Source organism: Streptomyces sp. A01 (assembly GCF_059026195.1).
The window spans coordinates 51,933-72,182 of record NZ_JBWLKN010000031.1 but is presented as its reverse complement, the minus strand read 5'-3'; the positions used below and the strand labels follow the sequence as shown (position 1 = coordinate 72,182).

Genomic DNA, 20,250 nt, shown 5'->3' with positions numbered 1-20,250 from the left:
GGCGCGGGGAACCGCGCGACCAGCGACAACGCGTCCGAGGTCCGCGACACACGGACAGGCGCTCCCCGCCCCCGGGTGAGCAAGCCCAGGGGAAGCAGCCCTGGCACAGCGCGGAGTGTGCCCTGTCCGGGCCAGGGCCCGGCACAAGCCGCCGGACACGGCCTACGCGTCGCCGTCACGGCCAGTGAACCCGTGGCCCCGTCCGCCGCCTGGGCCCTCGCCTGCCGGCTCGGCCGGCCCGTGACCTGCTCCGGCGTCTGGTCCGCTGTCCGCGACGGTGGGGCGGCCGTCGCGACGGTGGCGGCCCGGCTGCCTCTCGTCGCCGTGGCCCGGCCACCACGCCGCGTGGCCGATGAGGGCCGTCAGACTCGGCGTGAAGATGAGGGCCATCACGAAGGCGGCTACAGCGATACCGAACGACAGTGCGAAGCCCATCTGGGAGAGCGTGGAGTTGCCCGCGAGCATCAGCGTCGCGAAGGTGCCCGCCAGGATGACACCGGCGGCGGCGATGGTCGGCCCCGAGTGGCGTACGGCCGTACCGGCGGCGTCGCGCGGGCTTCTGCCCTCGCGTGCCTCCTCCCGCAGCCGCGAGACCATCAGGATGTTGTAGTCGGTGCCGAGCGCGACCACGAACAGATACATGATCACGGGCAGCATGAACATCAGGCCGGGCTGCGAGCCGATCTGCTGGAAGAGCAGGGACGTGGCGCCCAGCGTGGCGCCGAAACCGAGAGCGACCGAGACCATCAGGTACCAGGGCGCCACGAGGCTGCGCAGCAGCAGGCCGAGAATGACCATGATGCACAGCGCCGCGACCGGGAAGACCACGGCGTAGTCGCGGTCGACCGCCTTGTTGATGTCCACGTAGACCGCCGTCGTCCCGCCCACCAGGGCCGTCGTGCCGTTGGGCGTGGTGTCGGCCAGCGGTCGCAGCCGGTCCTTGACGGTGGTCAGCGCCTCGTCGGAGGCGGGCGGGTCGGACAGGATGACGGAGTACGCGGCGGTCTGCCGGTCCTTGCTCCGCAGCCCGGGAGTGACGGAGCCGACGCCGTCGGTGTCCCGCAGCCTGGTGCGGAACGCGGCCGTCTGCGCGTCGCTGAGCGGCTCGCCTTCGGTGGCGGTGAGATAGACCGTGGTCGGGTCGACGGTGCCGGCGGGGAAGCCCTTCTCCAGGTCGCGCATCGCGACCATGGACTCCTTGGAATCGGGCAGGGAGGAACCGGCGAGGTCGAAATTGGCGCGGTAGCCGAGCGCCCCCAGTGCCAGTGCCCCCATGAACACCGCCGACACGATGGCCCACACCGCCGGGCGGCGGGCGAGGCCCCTGCCGAACTTCGCGAAGCCGGTGCCCTGCGGCTCCGCGCGCCACGACTTCGACGGCCAGAACACCCGGGGCCCCAGCAGCGACACCACGGCGGGCACCAGGGTCAGCCCGGCGAGCAGCGTCACGAAGACGGCGATGGCCAGCGCCGGGCCCATGGACTTGAGCATGCCGAGGGTGGAGAGCGCGAGGGCGGCGAACGCGACGATGACGGCGCCCGCCGCCGAGGCGATGGCCTCACCGACCCGTTCCACCGCGTGCACCATGCCGCCCTTGGCGTCCTCTCCCGCGCGCAGCGCCTCGCGGTAGCGGAACAGCAGGAACAGGATGTAGTCGGTGCCGACGCCGAAGAGGACGACGGTCAGCAGCTCCTGGACGGAGCTGTCGGCCTTCATGTCGAAGATCTTGTTGGCGCTGGCGATGAGCCCGGTGGCCATGGGGGAGATGAGGCCGATGAGGACCACGGGCAGCAGCGCGATGATCGGGCTGTGGAAGATCAGCAGCAGCAGGACGACGATGATGACGACGGTCCCGACGGCGACCAGTACACCTGCCCGGTCGGAGGACTCCCGCTCGTCGAGTGCCTGGGCGGCCGCGCCGGTCACGCCCGCCTTGAGGTCGGTGTCCTTCAGCGCGGGCTTCAGCTCGTCGCGAAGGGTCTGCGCGGCGTCCTGCTGGGAGGTGTCCTCCGGGTCGGTGAGCTTGGCCATGGCGATCACGGAGGTCTGCACCCGCTTGTTCGGGGAGGCCGCCGAGGGCTTGACGCCCTGGACTTCGGGGATCTTCTTCGCGGCCAGCTCGGCGGAGACCTTCCGTACGTCGGCGGAGTCGTCCGCGGTCAGCCGCTGCCCGTCGGAGCGCTGGAAGACGATGATCGCCCCGACGTTCTCCTGCTGGGGGAACTTCTCCTCTTGCAGATCCGATGCCTTGATCGACTCGTAGTTCGAAGGAAGGAAGCTCGCCTCGTCGCTGGTGGAGGTGAGTTTGGGAGCGAGCGAGATGACGGCGGCCGCCGCGATGACCCATACCGCGATCACCCACCACGGCCGCCGAACCACGAATCGGCCCAGACCTGCGAACATGCCTGTCCTCCCGCTCGCCCCTGTTCGGATCGTCGCGTCCAGCCAGCATCCTGCGCCGGAAGCGGAGCCGCCACTTGAGGCGGTCTGGACCGGCTCTGAGCGGTGCCCACCGGGGCCCGGCGTCCGGCCGGGCAGCGAGGCGGTGACGGCGGGTCCCGGCCAGGTACGCGCGCGCTGCCGGCTTCAGCCGGGTTCGCGTGCGCTGCCTGTCTCAGTCAGGCTCGCGCGCGTTGAGGACCCGCTGGAACAGCAGGTGATCGCGCCAGGCGCCATCGATGTGCAGATAGCGTTCCGCCTTGCCGATGGCGTCGAAACCGCACTTGGCGAGGACCCGCTGCGAGCCGATGTTGTGCGGCAGCGTGGCCGCCTGCACCCGGTGCAGCCCCAGCCGCTCGTCGGCGACACGGCACGCGGCCCGCACCGCCGCCGTGGCGAGGCCGCGGCCGAGGTGGCCCGCGCCGATCCAGTAGCCGAGGGTCGCGCTGTGGAACGGGCCGCGCGCGATCTCCGACAAGGTGACCCCGCCGACGATCTCCTCCCCGTCGGCGAGCACCCACGGCACCATCCGCCCCGCGCGCTGCTCCGCCAGTCGCTCGCGGACCCTGGCGAGCTGGCCTTCCACGGTGAAGTAGTCGTCGCCGCGCCGGGGCTCCCACGGCCGCAGGTGGTCGCGGCTGCGTTGGAACGCCAGGCTCATCGCTTCGGCGTCCGACAGGGCGGCCGGACGCATCAGCACTCCGGCGGCGAGGGGCAGGGAGTCGGCGAGCGGGGCCGGTGACTGGTCAGCGATCATGCCGCCCACGGTAGGCGGACCCACGGCCATAGGTCAGCGGTGCCGCTTTGGACCACCGTGGCTGGTTCGGGATGCTCTGGCCGTGCGCTCTTCGCCGGAGCCCGGACCGACCGGAGCCGCCCCGGCCGGTCCCGGCAGGTGCGCCGGGACCGGCCGGGGCGGCCGTGAGCGAGGAGGTGGATCAGCCGGTTACGGAGATCGGCGTGGCAGGGTCGGTGTCGTTGCTGACGTCGTACGTGGCACTGAACGAAGCAGAGGTCACATCAGTGGGACAGCCCACGCCACCCACGATGTTCACCGAAACGCCCGCGTCGACGTAGGCGAGCTTGGCCGGGGAACCGTTGGTCCAGGTGCCGTTGGCGGTCCCGGACCCCGCGGTGCCGGTGCAGGTGGCAAGGCCGGTGGTCTTCAGGACGAATCCGCCCGCCGGGAAGGTCAGTTGCGCGGTGGTCGGGGTCCCGTGCTGAACGGACAGGCCCCACGTGCCCGAGGTGGTGATGGTCGCGTCCACCCCGGGCACATTGGTCGTGCAGGACGCGAAGACCGGTGCGGAGATGGTGCCGCTGACCGGGCCGCTGGCGTTGGTGTTGTTCGGCGCCGCGGGAACCTGGTTGGCACTGCCGACGCCGGTCGACGCCGAGTGGGAAACGTCGCAAGTGACGCTCATGGCACCGGCCTTCAGGGTCACGGCGCCCGCCTGCTTGGCGCTGAAGTAGTGGCCCGCCGGTGTCACCGTGGTGGACCCGGCCTGCGCCGTGCTCCGTGCGTCGTCCTGCGAACCGGCGTGGGCGGTTCCGGTGAGGGTGAGCGTCAGGGCGGCGGCCGCCGCGAAACCGGCGGCGGAGGTGGTGAGAAGACGGGAATGGCGCGTGCGGTTCGTCATGATATGGCTCCTTGAGAGCGGCTCTGCGGAGGGGCTTCCGCGCACAACATGAGACCGGGCGTGTCACTTGACGTGACGGGTCCGAGCGTAAAGCTGCCCGTGATCAGCGACAAGATCGGTCAGGGCGGATTCCGGCCTGCCTAGGGGGTGTTGACGAACCGATGGAAGTACGGGCGATGCCTCTGTGCACCATCGATGCGCAGGTAGCGGCTCACCCAGCCAATGACTTCGAAGACACATTTGGCGAGAACCGGCCGTGAGTGCGCACAGCACGAGAAGCGGGCACGCGAGGGAGGAGGGGCGGGGAGTCGGCCGAAACGGGCCGGGACGGGCCGCGATGGGCCCCGTCGCGGCCCCGTTCCGCGCGCGGTGCGGGCCGTTGCGAGGCGACTCCGTGCGGTCCGAGCCGCGCGGCCCCGGTCCCCGCACGTGCCTTTTCCCGCGAGTCGGTGCGGAGCTCCCCGGGCCGGAGTCCGGTCACGTGACGGAGCACCAGGCAGGCGGCGCCACCGTAACCAGGTGGCGCGAGGTCGGCCAGTAGCGGCACCGGCCTCGCCGGGCGAGAGGCGTCGACGCGCTCACCCGTAGGCGACCTGGAGCTCCTTGATGCCGTTCAGCCACGCGGAGCGCAGGCGCCGCGGCTGGCCGGTGAGCCTGATGTCGGGGACGCCGTCGGCGATGGCGTTGAAGATCAGGTCGATCTCCAGCCGCGCCAGGCTGGCGCCGAGACAGAAGTGCGGGCCGCCGCCACCGAAGCCGAGATGCGGGTTGGGGTCGCGGGTGATGTCGAACTCCCCGGGGCGGTCGAAGACCTCGGGGTCGTGATTGGCCGACGAGTAGAAGAGTCCGACGCGCTGACCGGCGGCTATCCGTACGTCGCCGAGGCTGGTGTCCTGGGTGGCGGTGCGCTGGAAGGCCATCACCGGTGTCGCCCACCGTACGATCTCGTCGGCCGCCGTCACCGGCCGTTCGGCGCGGTACAGCTCCCACTGGCCGGGGTGGGTCAGGAAGGCGTGCATGCCGTGGCTGATCGCGTTGCGCGTGGTCTCGTTCCCGGCGACGGCGAGCAGCAGCACGAAGAAGCCGAACTCGTCGACGGACAGGTTGCCTTCCCCCTCGGCGGCGATGAGCCGGCTGACGATGTCCTTCGCCGGGCACTCCGCGCGTTCGGCGGCGAGGTTCATGGCGTACGAGATCAGCTCCATCGCTGACTCGGTGCCGACCTCCTCGGTGATGGCCAGTTCCGGATCGTCGTAAGCGATCATCTTGTTGGACCAGTCGAACAGCTTGGCCCGGTCCCGCTGCGGGACGCCGATCAGCTCGGCGATGGCCTGGAGCGGCAGTTCGCAGGCGATGTCGGTGACGAAGTCGCCACTGCCCTTGGCCTTCGCTTCGGCCACGATCGCCGTCGCGCGCTCACGCAGGGCGTCTTCCAGTGCCCGGATCGCGCGCGGGGTGAAGCCGCGCTGGATGATCTGCCGGACGCGGGTGTGCTCCGGCGGGTCCATGTTCAGCATGATCAGCCGCTGGGCGTCGATCTGGTCCCGGCTGATGGTCGGGTGGAAGCGGATGATCGAGGTGTTCTCGTGCGCCGAGTACAGCTCGGGCCGGGTGGACACCTCCTTGACGTCCGCGTGCCGGGTCACCACCCAGTAGCCCTCGTCGTCGAACCCCGCCACGCCGCGCGGCTGGGCGTTCCACCACACCGGGGCGGAGCGCCGCAGCTTGGCGAACTCCGGTAGCGGCACGCGCCACTGGTGCAGTCCGGGGTCGGTGAAATCGAAACCGTCGGGGAGCGCTGGGCAGGACATCGGCTCCTCCATCTCTGACGGGCCATCAGATAGTGCGCCGAAGGTAGTGAGGTGTCCTCCAAGAGGCAAGAGGCGCAGCGTCATCTGTCGCACACAACGCGTGTGCATGACCCTTGCGCCGCCGGGCGCGGCCTCCGCAGACTGAATTTCCGGAATGAGAACGCGTACTAATTTCGGGCCCCACGGGGGCGCCGGGTCGCCCCGCGCATGCGAGGAGAGGACGAGTCATGGCCGCGGAACCCGTCATCGTCGAAGCGGTACGCACCCCGATCGGCAAGCGGGGAGGGACGCTCGCCAATCTGCACCCGGCCTACCTGCTCGGCGAGACCTACCGCGAACTCCTCGCCCGTACCGGCATCCAGCCCGACTGCGTCGAACAGATCGTCGGCGGTACGGTCACGCACGCCGGTGAGCAGTCCATGAACCCGGCCCGCAACGCCTGGCTCGCGATGGGGCTGCCGTACGAGACGGCCGCCACCACCGTCGACTGCCAGTGCGGCTCCTCCCAGCAGGCCAACCACATGGTGGCCAACATGGTCGCCGCCGGTGTCATCGACATCGGCATCGGCTGCGGAGTGGAGGCCATGTCCCGCGTTCCGCTCGGCAGCGGCTCCAAGCACGGCCCCGGCAAGCCGTGGCCCGACGAGTGGCATGTGGACCTCCCCAACCAGTTCGAGGCGGCGGAGCGGATCGCCCGCCACCGGGGGCTGACCCGGACCCGGGTCGACTCGCTCGGGCTGATCTCCCAGGAGCGGGCGGCCCAGGCGTGGGCGGAGGAGCGGTTCAAACGCGAGACGTTCGCGGTGCAGGTGCCGACCACGGAGGAGGAGCAGGCCGCCGGGCAGGGGATGTGGCGGCTGGTGGACCGCGACGAAGGACTGCGCGACACCAGCATGGAGGCGCTCGCCGGGCTCAAGGCCATCATGCCGACCGCCGTCCACACGGCGGGCAACTCCTCGCAGATCTCCGACGGCGCTTGCGCCGTCCTATGGGCGTCCAAGCGCATGGCGCGCGCCCTGAAGCTGCGGCCACGGGCCCGGATCGTGGCCCAGGCGCTCGTCGGCGCCGACCCGCACTTCCACCTCGACGGGCCCATCGACGCCACCCGCACGGTCCTCGGAAAGGCCGGGATGACGCTCGCCGACATCGACCTGGTCGAGATCAACGAGGCGTTCGCCTCGGTGGTGCTGTCCTGGGCCCAGGTCTTCGAGCAGGACCTGGAGAAGGTCAACGTCAACGGTGGCGCGATAGCGCTGGGACACCCGGTGGGCGCCACGGGGGCACGGTTGATCACCACCGCGCTGCATGAGCTGGAGCGGCAGGACAAGGAGTTCGCGCTGATCACGATGTGCGCGGGTGGGGGGCTGGCCACGGGCACGATCATTCAGCGGCTGTGACGGGGGTTTTGGCGCGGGTTGCAGCGGCGGCTGCGGCGGGCGGCTGTGGTGGCGCCGAGGGTGGGGTGCTGTGTCCTCAAGCGCCGGACGGGCTTGATGGGTGCTGCCCGGACGGGCTTGATGGGTGGTGCTCGGGCGGGTTGGGTTGGCCGGGTGCCGGGCGGGCTCGGCTGGCGGTGCCGGGCGGGCCTGGTTGTGGGCGGCGTGCGGGTGCCCGTGTAATACTCGTAGCGCAATTTTACTAGTTACGTACTTGCTGCGTTACGTGTTCGGGGTCTCGCGGCGCGAGTGAGCGGCGGTGGGGCGCGGGCGTGTGGGAGGGAACGGGCGGCATGGCCGCTGCGCGTGTGGTGATCAAGCGGGCGACGGCGCGGGACGCGAAGCGGCTGACGGCGCTCATCCGGCGTTCGCGTGCTTACGAGGGCGGCTACGCGTCCGTGATCGCGGGCTACCGGGTCGGAGCCGACTACATCGCCAGCCACCGTGTGTACGTCGCCACGGACGCGGATGACCGGCTGCTCGGCTTCTACGCCCTTGTCCTTGACCCGCCTGAGCTGGACCTGATGTTCGTCGCCGACCAGACGCAGGGCCTGGGCATCGGGCGGCGGCTGACGGAGCACATGAAGGAAGAGGCGCGGGCGTACGGGGTCGAGCGTGTGCTCGTCGTCTCGCATCCCCCTGCTGAGGGCTTCTACCTCAGCGTCGGAGCGGAGCGGACCGGCACCGTGCCCGCCAACCCCCCGGTGGTCGGCTGGGAACGCCCCGAACTGACCTTCGCCATCAGCTGACCCCGGCGTCGCCACGGTGACGGTGCCACCCCGGTGACGGCGGGGACGTATGACGGGCGCGGCCGGATGACGACGAGGGCTTACGGCGGGGGCTTACGGCGGGGGCGCCGCCTCCGGCCGGAAGGTCACCGGGGCGTCGAAGGCGGCCCGGCGGGTGGCGCGGCGCAGGGCCTTCAGGATGGTGCCGCCGAGGGTCAGGACGAGGACGACGGTCAGTACGGCGCGCGGCAGGTCCCAGCCCAGCGAGGTCGCCAGGTGGTAGGCGACGAAGCGGGACAGGTTCTCCGGCAGCGGGTCGCCGGGAACGAAGGACACACCGGAGGCCATTCCGGCGATGTAGGGCCAGCCCTGCAAGTTCATGATCAAGCCGTACAGCGCTGACGCCACCGCCCCGTAGGCGGCCAGCAGCAGCAGCTCCCGGCGGCCCCGCAGCCGGTGCGGCCCCGGCAGCAGCCCGGCGCCCATCGTGACCCAGCCCATCGCCAGCATCTGGAACGGCATCCACGGCCCCACCCCGCCGGTGAGCAGCGCGGACGCGAACATCGTCACCGATCCCAGCACGAAGCCGAAGCCCGGCCCGAGCACCCGCCCGGACAGCACCATCAGGAAGAACATCGGTTCGATGCCCGCCGTGCCCGCGCCGAGCGGGCGCAGCGCCGCACCGGCGGCGGCGAGCACGCCGAGCATGGCGATGGCCTTGGCGTCGAGTCCGGTATCGGCGATGGTCGCCACGACCACGGCGAGCAGCAGCGGGAGCAGCGCGGCGAACAGCCAGGGCGCGTCCCGCGAGTGGGCCAGGCCCGAGCTGGAGTCGGCGAGCAGCGGCCAGCCGAAGGCGGCGACGCCGATCGCCGTGATGAGCGCGAGCGCGGCCACCGACCGGGGACCCAGCCGGATCGGCCTGGCCTGCCGCTGGGCGCCGGGCGCCGGGCCGGTCGTCGTCGGATCGCTCACGCCGTGGCCTCCAGTGCGCGCGCCACCTGCGGCACCGTCAGCCAGGGCAGCGGCGCCAGCACCTTGGCGACCTGGGGCGCGAAGGCGGGCGAGGAGACGACGACCTCGGCGGTCGGCCCGTCGGCGACCACCTCGCCGTCGGCCAGGATGACGACCCGGTGCGCCAGTTCGGCGGCCAGCTCCACATCGTGCGTGGCCAGCACGGTCGCATGGCCCTCCGAGGCCAGCGAGCGAAGGATCTCCACCAGCCGGGCCTTCGCCGCGTAGTCCAGGCCCCGCGTCGGCTCGTCGAGCAGGATCAGCGGCGGGCGCGCCGTGAGGATCACGGCGAGGGCGAGCGCGAGCCGCTGCCCCTCGGACAGGTCGCGTGGATGGGTGGCGTCGGCCACGTCGGGCAGGAGGCTGGTCACCAGCTCCCGGCAGGTGCCGGGCGGCGCATCGGCGTCCCGGTCTGCGGCCGCGCACTCGGCCGCCACGGTGTCCGCGTACAGCAGGTCACGTGGCTCCTGCGGGACCAGCCCCACGTGCCGCAGCAGCTCGCCGGGCCGGGTGCGGTGCGGGGCGACGTTCCCCACCCGCACCGTTCCCGACGACGGCTCGTGCAAACCGACGAACGCCGAGAGCAGCGTGGACTTCCCCGCCCCGTTGCGGCCCATGAGGGCGATCGTCTCGCCGGGGCGTACGGACAGGTTCACCCGGTGCAGGGCGTCGGTCCTGCCCCGGCGTACGGACAAGTCCTTGGCCGTGCCGACCGTGCCGGCCGGGTCACCGGGCGCGGTCGGCGTCGGCGCGTGGCCGGGGGCCGGGCCGGTGCCGGGGTGGGGCGACAGCCGGTCGCGCAGGGCCGCCGCCTTGCGTCGTGCGTCCCGTACGGACAGCGGGAGCGGTGACCACCCGGCGAGGCGGCCCAGCGCCACCACCGGCGGGTGTACGGGGGAGACCGCCATGATCTCGGCGGGGTCGCCCAGCACGGGCGCCGCGCCCGGCGCGGGCAGCAGGATCACCTGGTCCGCGTACTGGACCACCCGCTCAAGCCGGTGCTCGGCAAGCAGCACGGTCGTGCCGAGGTCGTGTACCAGGCGCTGGAGGACGGCGAGCACCTCTTCGGCGGCCGCCGGGTCGAGTGCGGAGGTCGGCTCGTCGAGGACGAGCACCCGGGGGTGCGTGGTGAGTACGGAGCCGATGGCGACGCGCTGCTGCTGGCCGCCGGACAGGGTGGCGATGGGCCGGTCGCGGAGCGGTGCCAGCCCCAGCAGGTCCAGGGTCTCCTCGACGCGGCGCCGCATCGTGTCCTGCGGGAGGCCGAGGGATTCCATGCCGTAGGCGAGTTCGTCCTCGACGGTGTCGGTGACGAAGTGGGCGAGCGGGTCCTGACCCACGGTGCCGACGACGTCGGCGAGTTCACGCGGCTGGTGGGTGCGGGTGTCGCGGCCCGCGACGGTGACCCGGCCGCGCAGCGTGCCGCCCGTGAAGTGCGGGACCAGACCGGAGACGGCGCCCAGCAGAGTCGACTTACCGACTCCGGACGGGCCGACGAGCAGACACAGCTCCCCCTCCTGGACGGTCAGGTCCACACCGCTCAGGGCGGGTTCGGACGCGTCGCCGTACGTGACGGACACCTCCTCGAAGCGGATCACTTCGGGGCCTCCTTCGAGAGCGGGGGGAGTGGCGAGAGGGAGTGGGAGGCGCCCGGGCCGGACGAGGTGCCCCGGCCCGACGACGTATCCGGGCCGGAGGCGGCGGGCGATGTGGAGGCTGTGGACGGGGCGGCCGGGGCGGTGGATGCGGAGCGGCTGGGCGGCGCGGGGGCCACGAAGGCGGGCAGCAGGCCGAGGAGTACCGAGAGCGCGGGCCACAGCGGGAGCTCGGGAGAGGTGAGCGGGACGGCGGGCGGATGCAGAGCCCCCGGTGCGTACGAACCCGCCCAGATCATCAAGCCGGCGACCGCGGCCCCCGAGCCGGACACCAGCCACGCCCGTGCGCCCCACCGGTCAGGACGGTACCGCGTACGGATCGAACGGCGGCCTCCCAGCCACAGCCCGGCGAGCGCGGCGGCGAGCCCGGCGAGCAGCACCGGGAGCCCGTACCCGGCGCCTTCCGCGGCGAGCAGCCCGTACGTACCGGCGCAGACGCCGAGCAGCCCGCCCAGCGTCAGCGCGGTCGTGGTGTGCCGAACCGCGGGCGGCACGTCGGCGCTACGCCCGTACCCGCGCGCGTCCATCGCCGCGGCCAGCGCCACGGAGCGTTCCAACGCGCCCTCCAGCACGGGCAGCCCGACCTGGAGCAGGGCCTTGACGCCCCGGTCGGCCCGCCCGCGCAGACGGCGTGCGGCGCGGAGCCGCTGCACGTCAGCGACGAGGTTGGGCGCGAAGGTCATCGCGACGACGACGGCGACGCCCGCCTCGTACAGCGCGCCGGGCAGGGACTTCAGCAGCCGCGCCGGATTGGCGAGGGCGTTGGCCGCGCCGACGCAGATGAGCAGTGCGGCCAGCTTCAGCCCGTCGTACAGCGCGAAGACCAGCCCCTCGGCGGTGACCCGGCCGCCGACCCGCACCCCGTTGGCCCACTCCGGCAGTGGAGCCTCGGGCAGCGTGATCACGGTGTGCGTGCCGGGGATCGGGGAGCCGAGGAAGACGGCGAAGACCAGCCGGATCGCGATCACCACGAGGCCGAGCTTGAGGAACGCGCCGTACGAGCGGGCCCACGGGGCCTCCGTACGCCGCACCGCGACCACATACCCGGCGACAGCGACCAGCAGGCCGAGCAGTAGCGGATTCGTCGTGCGGGACGCGGCGGCGGCGAGCCCGAGCGCCCAGACCCACCAGGCCCCGGCGTGCAGGGCCCGCGAGCGGGTGGTGACGGGCGCGAGCACCAGCCGCGGCAGGCGGCGGCCCGGCCGCGACGGCGCGTCGCCAGCGTGACGCTCGGCCGGGGCCCGGCGGGCACCCCGGCGCGCGACGGGAGCCGGGCGCCGGGCACGTACGGCCGGTCCCTGACGTGCGGCACGGGCGGCCGGGGCGGAGTCCGGTCCGCCGGCGGCCGGGTCGGACTCCGAGTTGTGCGTGGTGGGCTCTGTGCGCGGGGCGCGAGCGGTCGGGTCCATGCGTGCGGTGCGTCCGGCCGGGGGTTTGGGGCGGTCGTGAGCGGCGGGGGCTGTTTCCGATCCCTCGGCGGTCGGGTTCGTACGGGAGGTGCGTGCGGCCGGGCTCCGGTGGGCGTCGTCGCGAGCGCCTTGCTCCGAAGCTTCGCCGGGCGCCTGGGCGCCCTGTCGGGGCCCTGGGCCGGGGCGCTGGTCGCTGTCGTCGGCCATGGGGCGTTCCTCGTCGCTCATCCGCGTCGGCGCGCCTGCCACAGCGCCGCCGCGCCCAGCGCGACGACGGCGGCGACGCCGCCGAGCAGCCCGACGGACGGACCGCCGTCATCGCCGCCACCGCCGTTCCCGTCGGCCTGGCCGCCCGGTGTGCGCGTCGCGTCGTCCCCGGCCGAAGCCCCCGGCGACTCGCCGCCACCGCCACCGCCGCCACCGGCCTGCTCGACGCAGCCCGACTCCGGATACCCGGCGATGGCGCACAACAAGGCGACGGAGTTGTACCGCAGCGGCTTCGCCACGGAGGCCAGTGCGTCGGCCGCCGAGGCGTCGTCGTCGACACGCGCGCACGCGCGCCGGGGCTCCGGCGGCCGGTCGCCACCCGGCGCGTCCTTGGCCGTACCGAAGTCAAGGACGACAGCGACGCGCTTCTTGCCGCTCTTCTCAGCCGTACCGGCGCAGATCGCGGCGAAGTCGGAGCCGCCGCGCGGGCGCACCGCGTCACGGGAGTCCTCACTGACCGCGAAGCGGAAGCCGATGGTGTCGCCATCGCCGGGCCGCGCGGTGGCGGGCCCCTGCACGGCGTACGACCAGCGCTGGCCGTCCCGCTCCCAGAACGACCAGTAACGGTAGCTCTCGGCCCACGCCGGAGCCGCCCCGGCGAAACCGGCCAGCAGGCTCGTCACCAGGCAGACGAAGGCGGCGGCGAACACCGCGCGCGGCCGTGTCCGGGGGACACGCGGCGAGGGGGCGGCCTGCCTCGGCGCGTTCACACCTGTGGGCGCGTCCGATGGGGTGGCCCGCCGCGCCGCGTGTCCCGCGCGCATCAGGAGCGCTGCTTCCTACGGCCGCTGAGCAGGAAGCCGATGCCGATACCTGCCACCAGGCCGACGCCGATGATCCACCAGATGCCGGTGTTGCCGCCGTCGCTGTCCTTGTCGCCCTTGTCATTCTTGTCGGCGTCGTCGCCGTTGTCGGACGAGGTGGCCGCGGGCGCCGGGCCCGTGGCGTTCAGCTGCTGTACGAGGTCGGTGCCGCCGAAGTCGCGCGGGTCGCCCCCCGCGGCGTGGCTGGCCAGGATGAGCTTGGCGAGCGCCCCCGGGTCACTCTTGGCCCAGGTCAGCGCGCCGCTCTTGTCCGACTGGAGCCACTTCAGCGGGCCCTCGGCCGCCTGCTTGTGGTCACCGGCCGCGAGGGCGACCACCGCGTCGGCGGTGCTGCCGAAGTCGGGCTGGGCCTTCGCGCCGGGCATGGCGGACTTCAGGTGCTGGCCGTCAGCGGCCAGGGTCCTGGCGAGGTACGCGGTGGCGGCCTCGGCGGCGGTCTCCGGGTCCTGGACGCGCTTGTTCTCGGCGTCGCCGCCCGCGCAGTCCAGCGGCTTGGGGGACGCGTTATCGTCCTTCTCGACCGGGTCGACGAGGAAACCCTCGCCGTAGGCGGCGAGCGCTCCGTCAGCGGTGGCGAGGCCGTTCGGCGTGAGCTTGCCGTCCTTGTCCGGCAGGTAGGCGAACGCGCCGCGCTCGCTCTCCTTCGCGTCGCACGACAGCTGGAGGCCGAGCAGCGCGTCGTACGGGGTCTTGCCGCCCTTCGCCGAGGTGACCTTCGCGGGGTCCTTGTCGGCGGCCGCGAACGCGCCGATGGCGACGGCTGTGGAGTTCGGGTCACTGGGGCTGCCCGGGTTCATGCCCCAGCCGCCGTCGTCGTTCTGGTGCTTGGTCAGCCAGTCGAGGCCCTTGGTGACGGTGGAGCCGCGCCCGCCGACCGCGACAAGCGCCTGCACGGCCGCCCCCGTGGCGTCGCTGAACTCGCCCTTCTTCGCGTCGCACGGTGTGCTCGTCTTCGCGCGGTACGGGGTGAAGCCGCCGTCCTCGCACTGCTGCCCGGCGAGCCAGTCGATGGCTGACGTGGCGGGAGTGACGCCCGCCGCGTCCTGTGCGAGGAACGCGAGCGACTGCCGCCACACCGCGTCGAACTTCGGGTCCTTCTTGCCGTACAGCCCCTCGGGCAGCTTCGCGGAACCCGGTGCCGGGGCGGACGAGGAGTCCTCGGGGGCGGGGGTCTCGTCGGCGGTGGCGATGGGCGCCATAGCCGTGCCCAGCACGGCGGCGCAGGCCAGCGCCACGGCGCCGCGGCGCGCGTGGACGGCGAAGGAGGGGGCCATGGTCGGTGCCTCTCGGTGAATGTCACCGCGGTGTCGGTCATCGCGGCGCGTGGTAAGCAGCAGCGCACGGCCATCCACCCGCACGTGACGCGCGGTGGCACCGGGCTCAGCTCCGCATACCTCGACGGTGCCGGTGGCCGGGCGGCGCCGCCAGGCGGCGCGACCAGCTCCGGGAGCCTTGGTCGCCTCGGCACGGGTGTTCCGGCTCGTACGGCCGCGCCCGAGGGCACAGGCCGCACTCACGGCTGCGGGTCAGCGCCGGATTCGCACCGGCTTCCCCCGTGACGGGGCGGAATGAAGTTGTCCGGGACAGCTTATCCGGCGGCTGCCGGCGGCCGGTCAGCCCCTGGCCGCGTGCGCGGCGAACGGTGCACCCGGCGAACGGTGTGCGCGGTGTGCTGCGCGTCACGCTCCGGTGGGGGTCTCACGTACCAGCGCCCCGGTACGGCCATGCGTCACGCCCCCGTGGGGCCGCGCACCATGCCTCGGTGGGGCGCGCATCGCACCCCCGGTGGACGCGCGTCAGGCCCCGGTCGGGCTGCGGGCTGCCGTTCCGTCGCCAGGCCGCCGCCTCAGCCCCAGCCGCTCCCGGCTCCCGCCCCAGGCTCCGCGCTCCCGCCCCCGGCGGGAACGGCGCGCTCGTGCCGAGCCCTTGCTTCTCCCACCGTCCCCGGCGGGAACGGCGCGCTCGTGCCGAGCCCTTGCTTCTCCCACCGTCCCCGGCGGGAACGGCGCGCTCGCGCCGAGCCCCTGCCTCTCCCACCGTCCCCGGCCCCCGTCCCGCGCCGCCAGAGAAGCCGCCCAGTCCTCGCCGCCCGCGGCGCCGGGCTCCCCGCCACGCGGGCGCGTGCCCGCGCGTAGGCACCTCACGCGGCTGGGGGCCCACGCGGCCGGGGGCTCCGCTCCGCGCGGCGCGTTCCCGCCCCGTGCCGACCGTGTGCGCCCCGCGCGGCCATTGCCCGTGCCGTCGTGAGCTGATATCAGTTCTGATGCAGCGTCAGATTCTCGCCGAGCCGCGGAGGCAGCGGAATGAGCGACCTGATCGAATACGGGCAGCTGTTCATCGGGGGCGCTTACGTCGCTCCGTCCTGCTCGGCAACCCTGGAAGTCGTCTCGCCCCACACCGAGCAGGTGATCGGGCGGGTCCCGCACGCCGCCCGGGCCGATGTGGACCGGGCCGTCGCCGCCGCCCGAGCCGCGTTCGACGACGGGCCGTGGCCCCGTATGGAACTGGCGGAGCGGATCGCCGTCGTCACCCGTATCAAGGACGCCATCGCCGCCAGGCACGAGGAGATCGCCCGGCTCATCAGCGCTCAGAACGGGTCCCCGTACTCCTGGAGCGTCCTGGCGCAGGCGCTCGGCGCGATGATGGTGTGGGACTGCGCCCTCACCGTCGCCCGGGGCTACACCTTCGAGGAGCGGCGGACCGGGGCCCTCGGGCCGCTGCTGATACGGAGCGAACCGGTCGGCGTGGTGGCGGCCGTCGTGCCGTGGAACGTCCCGCAGTTCGTTGCGGCGGCGAAGCTGGCTCCCGCGCTGCTCACCGGCTGCCCGGTGGTCCTCAAGCCGTCGCCGGAGACCCCGCTGGACGCGTTCCTGCTCGCGGACATCGCCACCGAGGCCGGGCTGCCGCCAGGAGTGCTGTCCGTGCTCCCGGCCGACCGCGAGGTCAGTGAGTACCTGGTCGGACACCCCGGCGTGGACAAGGTGTCCTTCACCGGCTCCGTCGCCGCGGGTAAGCGCGTCATGGAGGTCGCGGCCCGCAACCTCACGCGCGTGACGCTGGAGCTCGGCGGCAAGTCGGCCGCCGTGATCCTGCCGGACGCCGATCTGGAGGCCGCCGTCGCGGGGATCACGCCCAACGCGTGGATGAACAACGGGGAGGCGTGCGTCGCGCAGACCCGCATCCTCGCCCCGCGCCGCCACTACGACGAACTCGCCGAACGCTTCACCGCCGCCGCCACCGGGCTCGTCGTCGGCGACCCCCTGGACCCGGCGACACAGATCGGGCCGCTGGTCACGGCCCGGCAGCGGGAGCGTGTGCTCAACTACGTCGCGCTCGGGCAGCGGGAAGGCGCCAAGGTGCTCGCCGGCGGCGGGCGCCCGGCGGCGCGGGAACGCGGCTGGTACGTCGAGCCCACGCTGTTCGGGGAGGTCGACAACGCCATGCGCGTCGCCCGCGAGGAGATCTTCGGGCCGGTCATCTGCCTGCTGCCGTACGAGGACGAGGAACAGGCCATACGTATCGCGAACGACTCCGACTACGGCCTGTCCGGCAGCGTATGGACGGCCGACACCGAACGCGGCATCGCCCTGGCCCGCCAGGTACGCACCGGCACGTACTCCGTGAACACCTTCAGCCTCGACATGCTCGGCCCGTTCGGTGGCTACAAAAACTCAGGCATAGGGCGGGAGTTCGGCCCCGAGGGGCTGGCCGCCTATCTTGAGCAGAAGATGATCCACTTGCCCTCCGGGGCGGACGGGAACGGTGAGGCGGAATGACGGAACGCTGGCAGATCGAGGTCGACCGGGACGTGTGCATCGGGTCGGGGCTGTGCGTGGGGAGCGTGCCGGACGGGTTCCGGCTCAACGCGGAGCGCCAGTCCGAGCCGGTCGCCTCCGAGACGGCTCCCTCAGAGCCGCTGCTCGACGCCGCGGAGTGCTGCCCGGTCGAGGCGATCTCCATCCGTCTCGCCCCCGATGGCGAACACATATTCCCACCGGCCGAATAGCGCCGGGCTTCGCAACCGCTAAGTTACTTATGCGTTCCGCATAGGATCTTCATGACGGATGTGACTGTTGTCTGACCCGGCTCTCGTGGAACCCTCAAGCAACGCAACCGAGGGGGACGCGCAATGGACAAGCGATATGAGGTCTTCTGCCTGGCCGACAGGCATTTCTACGAGACCCCGGATCGCTTGACCGTTGCCGAGCCCGCTGTCCGTGAGCCGGGCAGCCAGTCGGCCGGCCAGCCGCCCGGTCAGCCGGGTGGGTCCGCCCGTCGGCCAGGTGGGGCCGGTGAGGGCGCTGACCCCGGTGGGACGGTAAGCGGCGGGCCCCGCTACGAGGCGGCGCAGCGCCCTGCCCCCGAGGGGTGGCGCACCGCCCTCTCCGGGGACTGGCTTCACGTCAACCCGGTCGGCGCGGACGGTACTCCACGGCCGGGGCACCCGAAGCAGGGCTGGAAGATTCATGTCTCCGCCTGTCTCGATAACGCGGAGAAAACAGCGGCGAAAGTCTGGGACTACTGTATACCCCGGGAAATACCGTTTAAATTCGTACCGGGCTCTAACGCACTTCACTTGCGCAATTCCAAGTACGCGGGACGCGGCTCAAGCGGAAAGTTCGTCACGATCTATCCGGCCGACGAAGCCGCCCTGCACACCGTTCTCACCGAGCTCGGCGAACTCCTGGAAGGCGAGCCGGGCCCGTACATCCTGACGGACCTGCGCTGGAACGACGGGCCGCTGTACGTGCGGTACGGCGGTTTCGCCCACCGCTACTGCGTGGACGGCAGCGGCACCCTCGTCCCCGCGATCGAGGACCCCACGGGCACCCTCGTCCCTGACCGCAGGGACCCGGCGTTCCACACCCCGGACTGGGTGCCGCTCCCCAGCTTCCTCGCTCCGCAGCTCGCCGCGCGGAACGCGACCACCACCGGGGACCTCCCGTACCGCATCGAGCGTGCCCTGCACTTCTCCAACGGCGGCGGCGTGTACGCCGGACGCGACACCCGCGATGACGAGAAGGTGGTCCTCAAGGAGGCCCGCCCGTATGCCGGACTCGCCTCGGACCGCGCGGACGCCGTCACCCGGCTGGAGCGGGAGAAGACGGCACTTGAGGCGCTTTCCGGGCTCGGGGTCGCTCCCGAGGTCCGCGACTGGTTCGTCCTCGGCGACCACCGCTTCCTGGTGATGGAGTTCCTGGAGGGCCGCACCCTCAACTCCTTCTTCGCGCAACGCCACCCGCTGCTCGCGACCGACCCCGAGCCCACCGCGCTCGCCGAGTACACGCAGTGGGCACTGCGTTTGCACCGCGCCGTGGAGGAGGCCGTGGCCGCCGTGCACGGCCGGGGTGTCGTCTTCAACGACCTGCACATGTTCAACATCATGGTCGCTCCCGACGAGGAGTCGGTGAAACTGCTCGACTTCGAGGCGGCCGCGCACGTCGACGAGGGGCGGCGGCAGGCCCTCGCCCACCCCGGCTTCATGGCACCGGCCGAACGGCGCGGCTTCGCGGTGGACCACTACGCGCTCGCCTGCCTGCGGCTGGCCCTGTTCGTACCGATGACCACGCTGCTGGCCATCGACCCCGGCAAGGCGGAACACCTCGCCGAGGTGGCGGCCGAGCAGTTCCCCGTGCCACACGCCTTCCTCGCGGAAGCCGTGGAGGTCATCACCGGCGGCGGCCGGGCGGGCCACGGGGCGGCGGAGTCGCGCGACGGAGCGCGCCCGCGAGGCGGAGCGCCGTCGCGCGGTGCGCGAGAGCGGCGGGACGAGAGCCCACGCGAGTGGGGGGTGCGCGGGGAACGAGGCACGGACGAGCCGGGCGAGGGCCGCACGGGCGGCAGCGCGTACGTACCGGTGCGACCCGCGGACTGGCCGCGCAGCCGCGATTCGATCGTGGCGGCCATCCGTGCCTCGGCCACTCCCCAGCGCGACGACCGGCTCTTCCCCGGTGACGTCGCCCAGTTCGCCGACGGCGGCGGGCTCGGCCTCGCCCACGGGGCGGCCGGAGTGCTCTACGCCCTCGACCAGTCAGGCGCCGACCGCTACCCGGACGGCGAGGAGTGGCTGCTCACGCACACAGACCCACCTCCGCTGGGCAGCCCGCTCGGTTTCTACGACGGGCTGATGGGCGTCGCGTACGTCCTCGACCAGCTCGGCCACACCGAGCGCGCCCTCCAGGTCGTCGGCCGGGTCCTCGAAGAGAAATGGCAACGGCTCGTGCCCGACCTGTACGGCGGGCTCGCCGGGGTCGGACTGGCCCTGGACCAGCTGTCCCGCTCGACCGGCGAAAGCGCGCTGCGCGACCGCGCGCTGGAGGCCGCCCACCTGCTCGCGCAGCGGTTCGGCGGCGACAGGCTGGGCGACGCCCCGGCGGACGCGGGCCCTGGAGCCAAGGCGTCCGGCGGCGACGGCGCGGTGCGGCGCGCGGGACTGCTGCACGGCGCGTCCGGCCCCGCCCTGTTCTTCCTGCGGATGTACGAACACGGCGGCGACCCCGCCTTCCTCGACCTCGCGGCGACCGCGCTGCGCCAGGACCTCGACCAGTGCGTCGCCGACCGGCACGGCACCTTGCTCGTGGACGAACGTGTCCGCGCCATGCCCTACCTCGGGGCGGGCAGCGTCGGCATCGGCATGGTCATCGACAGCTACCTCGTCCACCGCGACGACGAGGACCTGCGCCGCGCCAGGGACGCCATATTCCCCGCCGCACGGCTGCGCTACTACGCGCAGCCCGGGCTGTTCAACGGCCGCGCGGGGATGATCCTGCACCTCAGCCGCACCACCATCCCGGACGGCGGCGGCGACCGCGCCGCCCACCTGTCCGCCCAACTGTCAGGGCTCAGCTGGTATGTCGTGCCCTACCGGGGCGAACTGGCCTTTCCCGGCGACCAGATGATGCGCCTTTCCATGGACCTGGGCACCGGTGGCGCCGGGTGCTTGCTCGCGCTCGGCGCGGCACTGCACGACGCGCCCGCCGCACTGCCCTTCCTCCCGCCGCTACGGCGGCCCTAGAGCCGGTCCCCC

Annotated in this window: 14 protein-coding genes and 1 riboswitch; of the genes, 5 read left to right on the top strand and 9 right to left on the bottom strand. The window is 72.6% G+C overall.

Annotation, left to right across the window (positions count from 1 at the left end; all coding sequences use genetic code 11):
• Positions 1-162: 162 nt before the first annotated feature.
• The 4 genes from AC5P1B_RS30455 to AC5P1B_RS30440 all read right to left on the bottom strand — a co-directional run bounded on the left by AC5P1B_RS30455 (position 163) and on the right by AC5P1B_RS30440 (position 5,890).
• A complete protein-coding gene (locus tag AC5P1B_RS30455) occupies positions 163-2,403 on the bottom strand; it encodes an MMPL family transporter (RefSeq protein ID WP_493891205.1) in 2,241 nt (746 codons plus the stop codon).
• 211 nt (positions 2,404-2,614) lie between these two features.
• The gene (locus AC5P1B_RS30450) at positions 2,615-3,196 is read right to left on the bottom strand and encodes a GNAT family N-acetyltransferase (RefSeq protein ID WP_493891204.1); all 582 of its coding nucleotides are present in this window, start codon (positions 3,194-3,196) and stop codon (positions 2,615-2,617) included.
• A 181-nt stretch (positions 3,197-3,377) separates the two neighbouring features.
• Entirely contained in the window at positions 3,378-4,079 is a 702-nt protein-coding gene (locus AC5P1B_RS30445; protein WP_493891203.1) for a hypothetical protein, read from the bottom strand.
• A gap of 578 nt (positions 4,080-4,657) precedes the next feature.
• Positions 4,658-5,890: a cytochrome P450 gene (locus AC5P1B_RS30440; RefSeq protein ID WP_493891202.1), complete on the bottom strand. Its 1,233-nt coding sequence runs from the start codon at positions 5,888-5,890 to the stop codon at positions 4,658-4,660.
• A 227-nt stretch (positions 5,891-6,117) separates the two neighbouring features.
• Here AC5P1B_RS30440 and AC5P1B_RS30435 point away from each other — a divergent pair, with 227 nt between their 5' ends.
• Together AC5P1B_RS30435 and AC5P1B_RS30430 are read left to right on the top strand one after the other, a co-directional pair.
• A complete protein-coding gene (locus AC5P1B_RS30435) occupies positions 6,118-7,287 on the top strand; it encodes a steroid 3-ketoacyl-CoA thiolase (RefSeq protein WP_493891201.1) in 1,170 nt (389 codons plus the stop codon).
• Positions 7,288-7,619: 332 nt separating this feature from the next.
• A complete protein-coding gene (locus AC5P1B_RS30430; protein ID WP_493891200.1) occupies positions 7,620-8,075 on the top strand; it encodes a GNAT family N-acetyltransferase in 456 nt (151 codons plus the stop codon).
• 93 nt (positions 8,076-8,168) lie between these two features.
• Here the strand turns inward: AC5P1B_RS30430 and AC5P1B_RS30425 are convergent, their stop codons facing one another.
• The 5 genes from AC5P1B_RS30425 to AC5P1B_RS30405 all read right to left on the bottom strand — a co-directional run bounded on the left by AC5P1B_RS30425 (position 8,169) and on the right by AC5P1B_RS30405 (position 14,497).
• On the bottom strand, positions 8,169-9,029 hold the full coding sequence (locus tag AC5P1B_RS30425) for an ECF transporter S component (RefSeq protein WP_493891199.1): 861 nt from the start codon (positions 9,027-9,029) through the stop codon (positions 8,169-8,171).
• Positions 9,026-10,666, bottom strand: coding sequence for an ABC transporter ATP-binding protein (locus AC5P1B_RS30420; RefSeq protein WP_493891198.1), 1,641 nt, complete (start codon positions 10,664-10,666; stop codon positions 9,026-9,028). Before AC5P1B_RS30420 ends, AC5P1B_RS30425 begins: the two co-directional genes overlap by 4 nt.
• The gene (locus AC5P1B_RS30415; protein WP_493891217.1) at positions 10,663-11,901 is read right to left on the bottom strand and encodes a CbiQ family ECF transporter T component; all 1,239 of its coding nucleotides are present in this window, start codon (positions 11,899-11,901) and stop codon (positions 10,663-10,665) included. Before AC5P1B_RS30415 ends, AC5P1B_RS30420 begins: the two co-directional genes overlap by 4 nt.
• Positions 11,902-12,356: 455 nt before the next feature.
• Positions 12,357-13,163, bottom strand: a complete 807-nt coding sequence (locus tag AC5P1B_RS30410) for an SCO2322 family protein (protein WP_493891197.1) — start codon at positions 13,161-13,163, stop codon at positions 12,357-12,359.
• A complete protein-coding gene (locus AC5P1B_RS30405; RefSeq protein WP_493891196.1) occupies positions 13,163-14,497 on the bottom strand; it encodes an SCO2321 family membrane protein in 1,335 nt (444 codons plus the stop codon). Before AC5P1B_RS30405 ends, AC5P1B_RS30410 begins: the two co-directional genes overlap by 1 nt.
• Before the next feature lie 194 nt (positions 14,498-14,691).
• Positions 14,692-14,777, bottom strand: a riboswitch (cobalamin riboswitch).
• A 749-nt stretch (positions 14,778-15,526) separates the two neighbouring features.
• On the opposite strand from AC5P1B_RS30405, the gene AC5P1B_RS30400 reads away from it, so the two are divergent.
• The 3 genes from AC5P1B_RS30400 (at position 15,527) to lanKC (ending at position 20,238) form a co-directional block, all read left to right on the top strand.
• A complete protein-coding gene (locus tag AC5P1B_RS30400; RefSeq protein WP_493891195.1) occupies positions 15,527-16,999 on the top strand; it encodes an aldehyde dehydrogenase in 1,473 nt (490 codons plus the stop codon).
• Entirely contained in the window at positions 16,996-17,229 is a 234-nt protein-coding gene (locus AC5P1B_RS30395; RefSeq protein WP_493891194.1) for a ferredoxin, read from the top strand. Before AC5P1B_RS30400 ends, AC5P1B_RS30395 begins: the two co-directional genes overlap by 4 nt.
• Before the next feature lie 123 nt (positions 17,230-17,352).
• On the top strand, positions 17,353-20,238 hold the full coding sequence (gene lanKC / locus AC5P1B_RS30390; protein WP_493891193.1) for a class III lanthionine synthetase LanKC: 2,886 nt from the start codon (positions 17,353-17,355) through the stop codon (positions 20,236-20,238).
• Positions 20,239-20,250 lie beyond the last annotated feature (12 nt).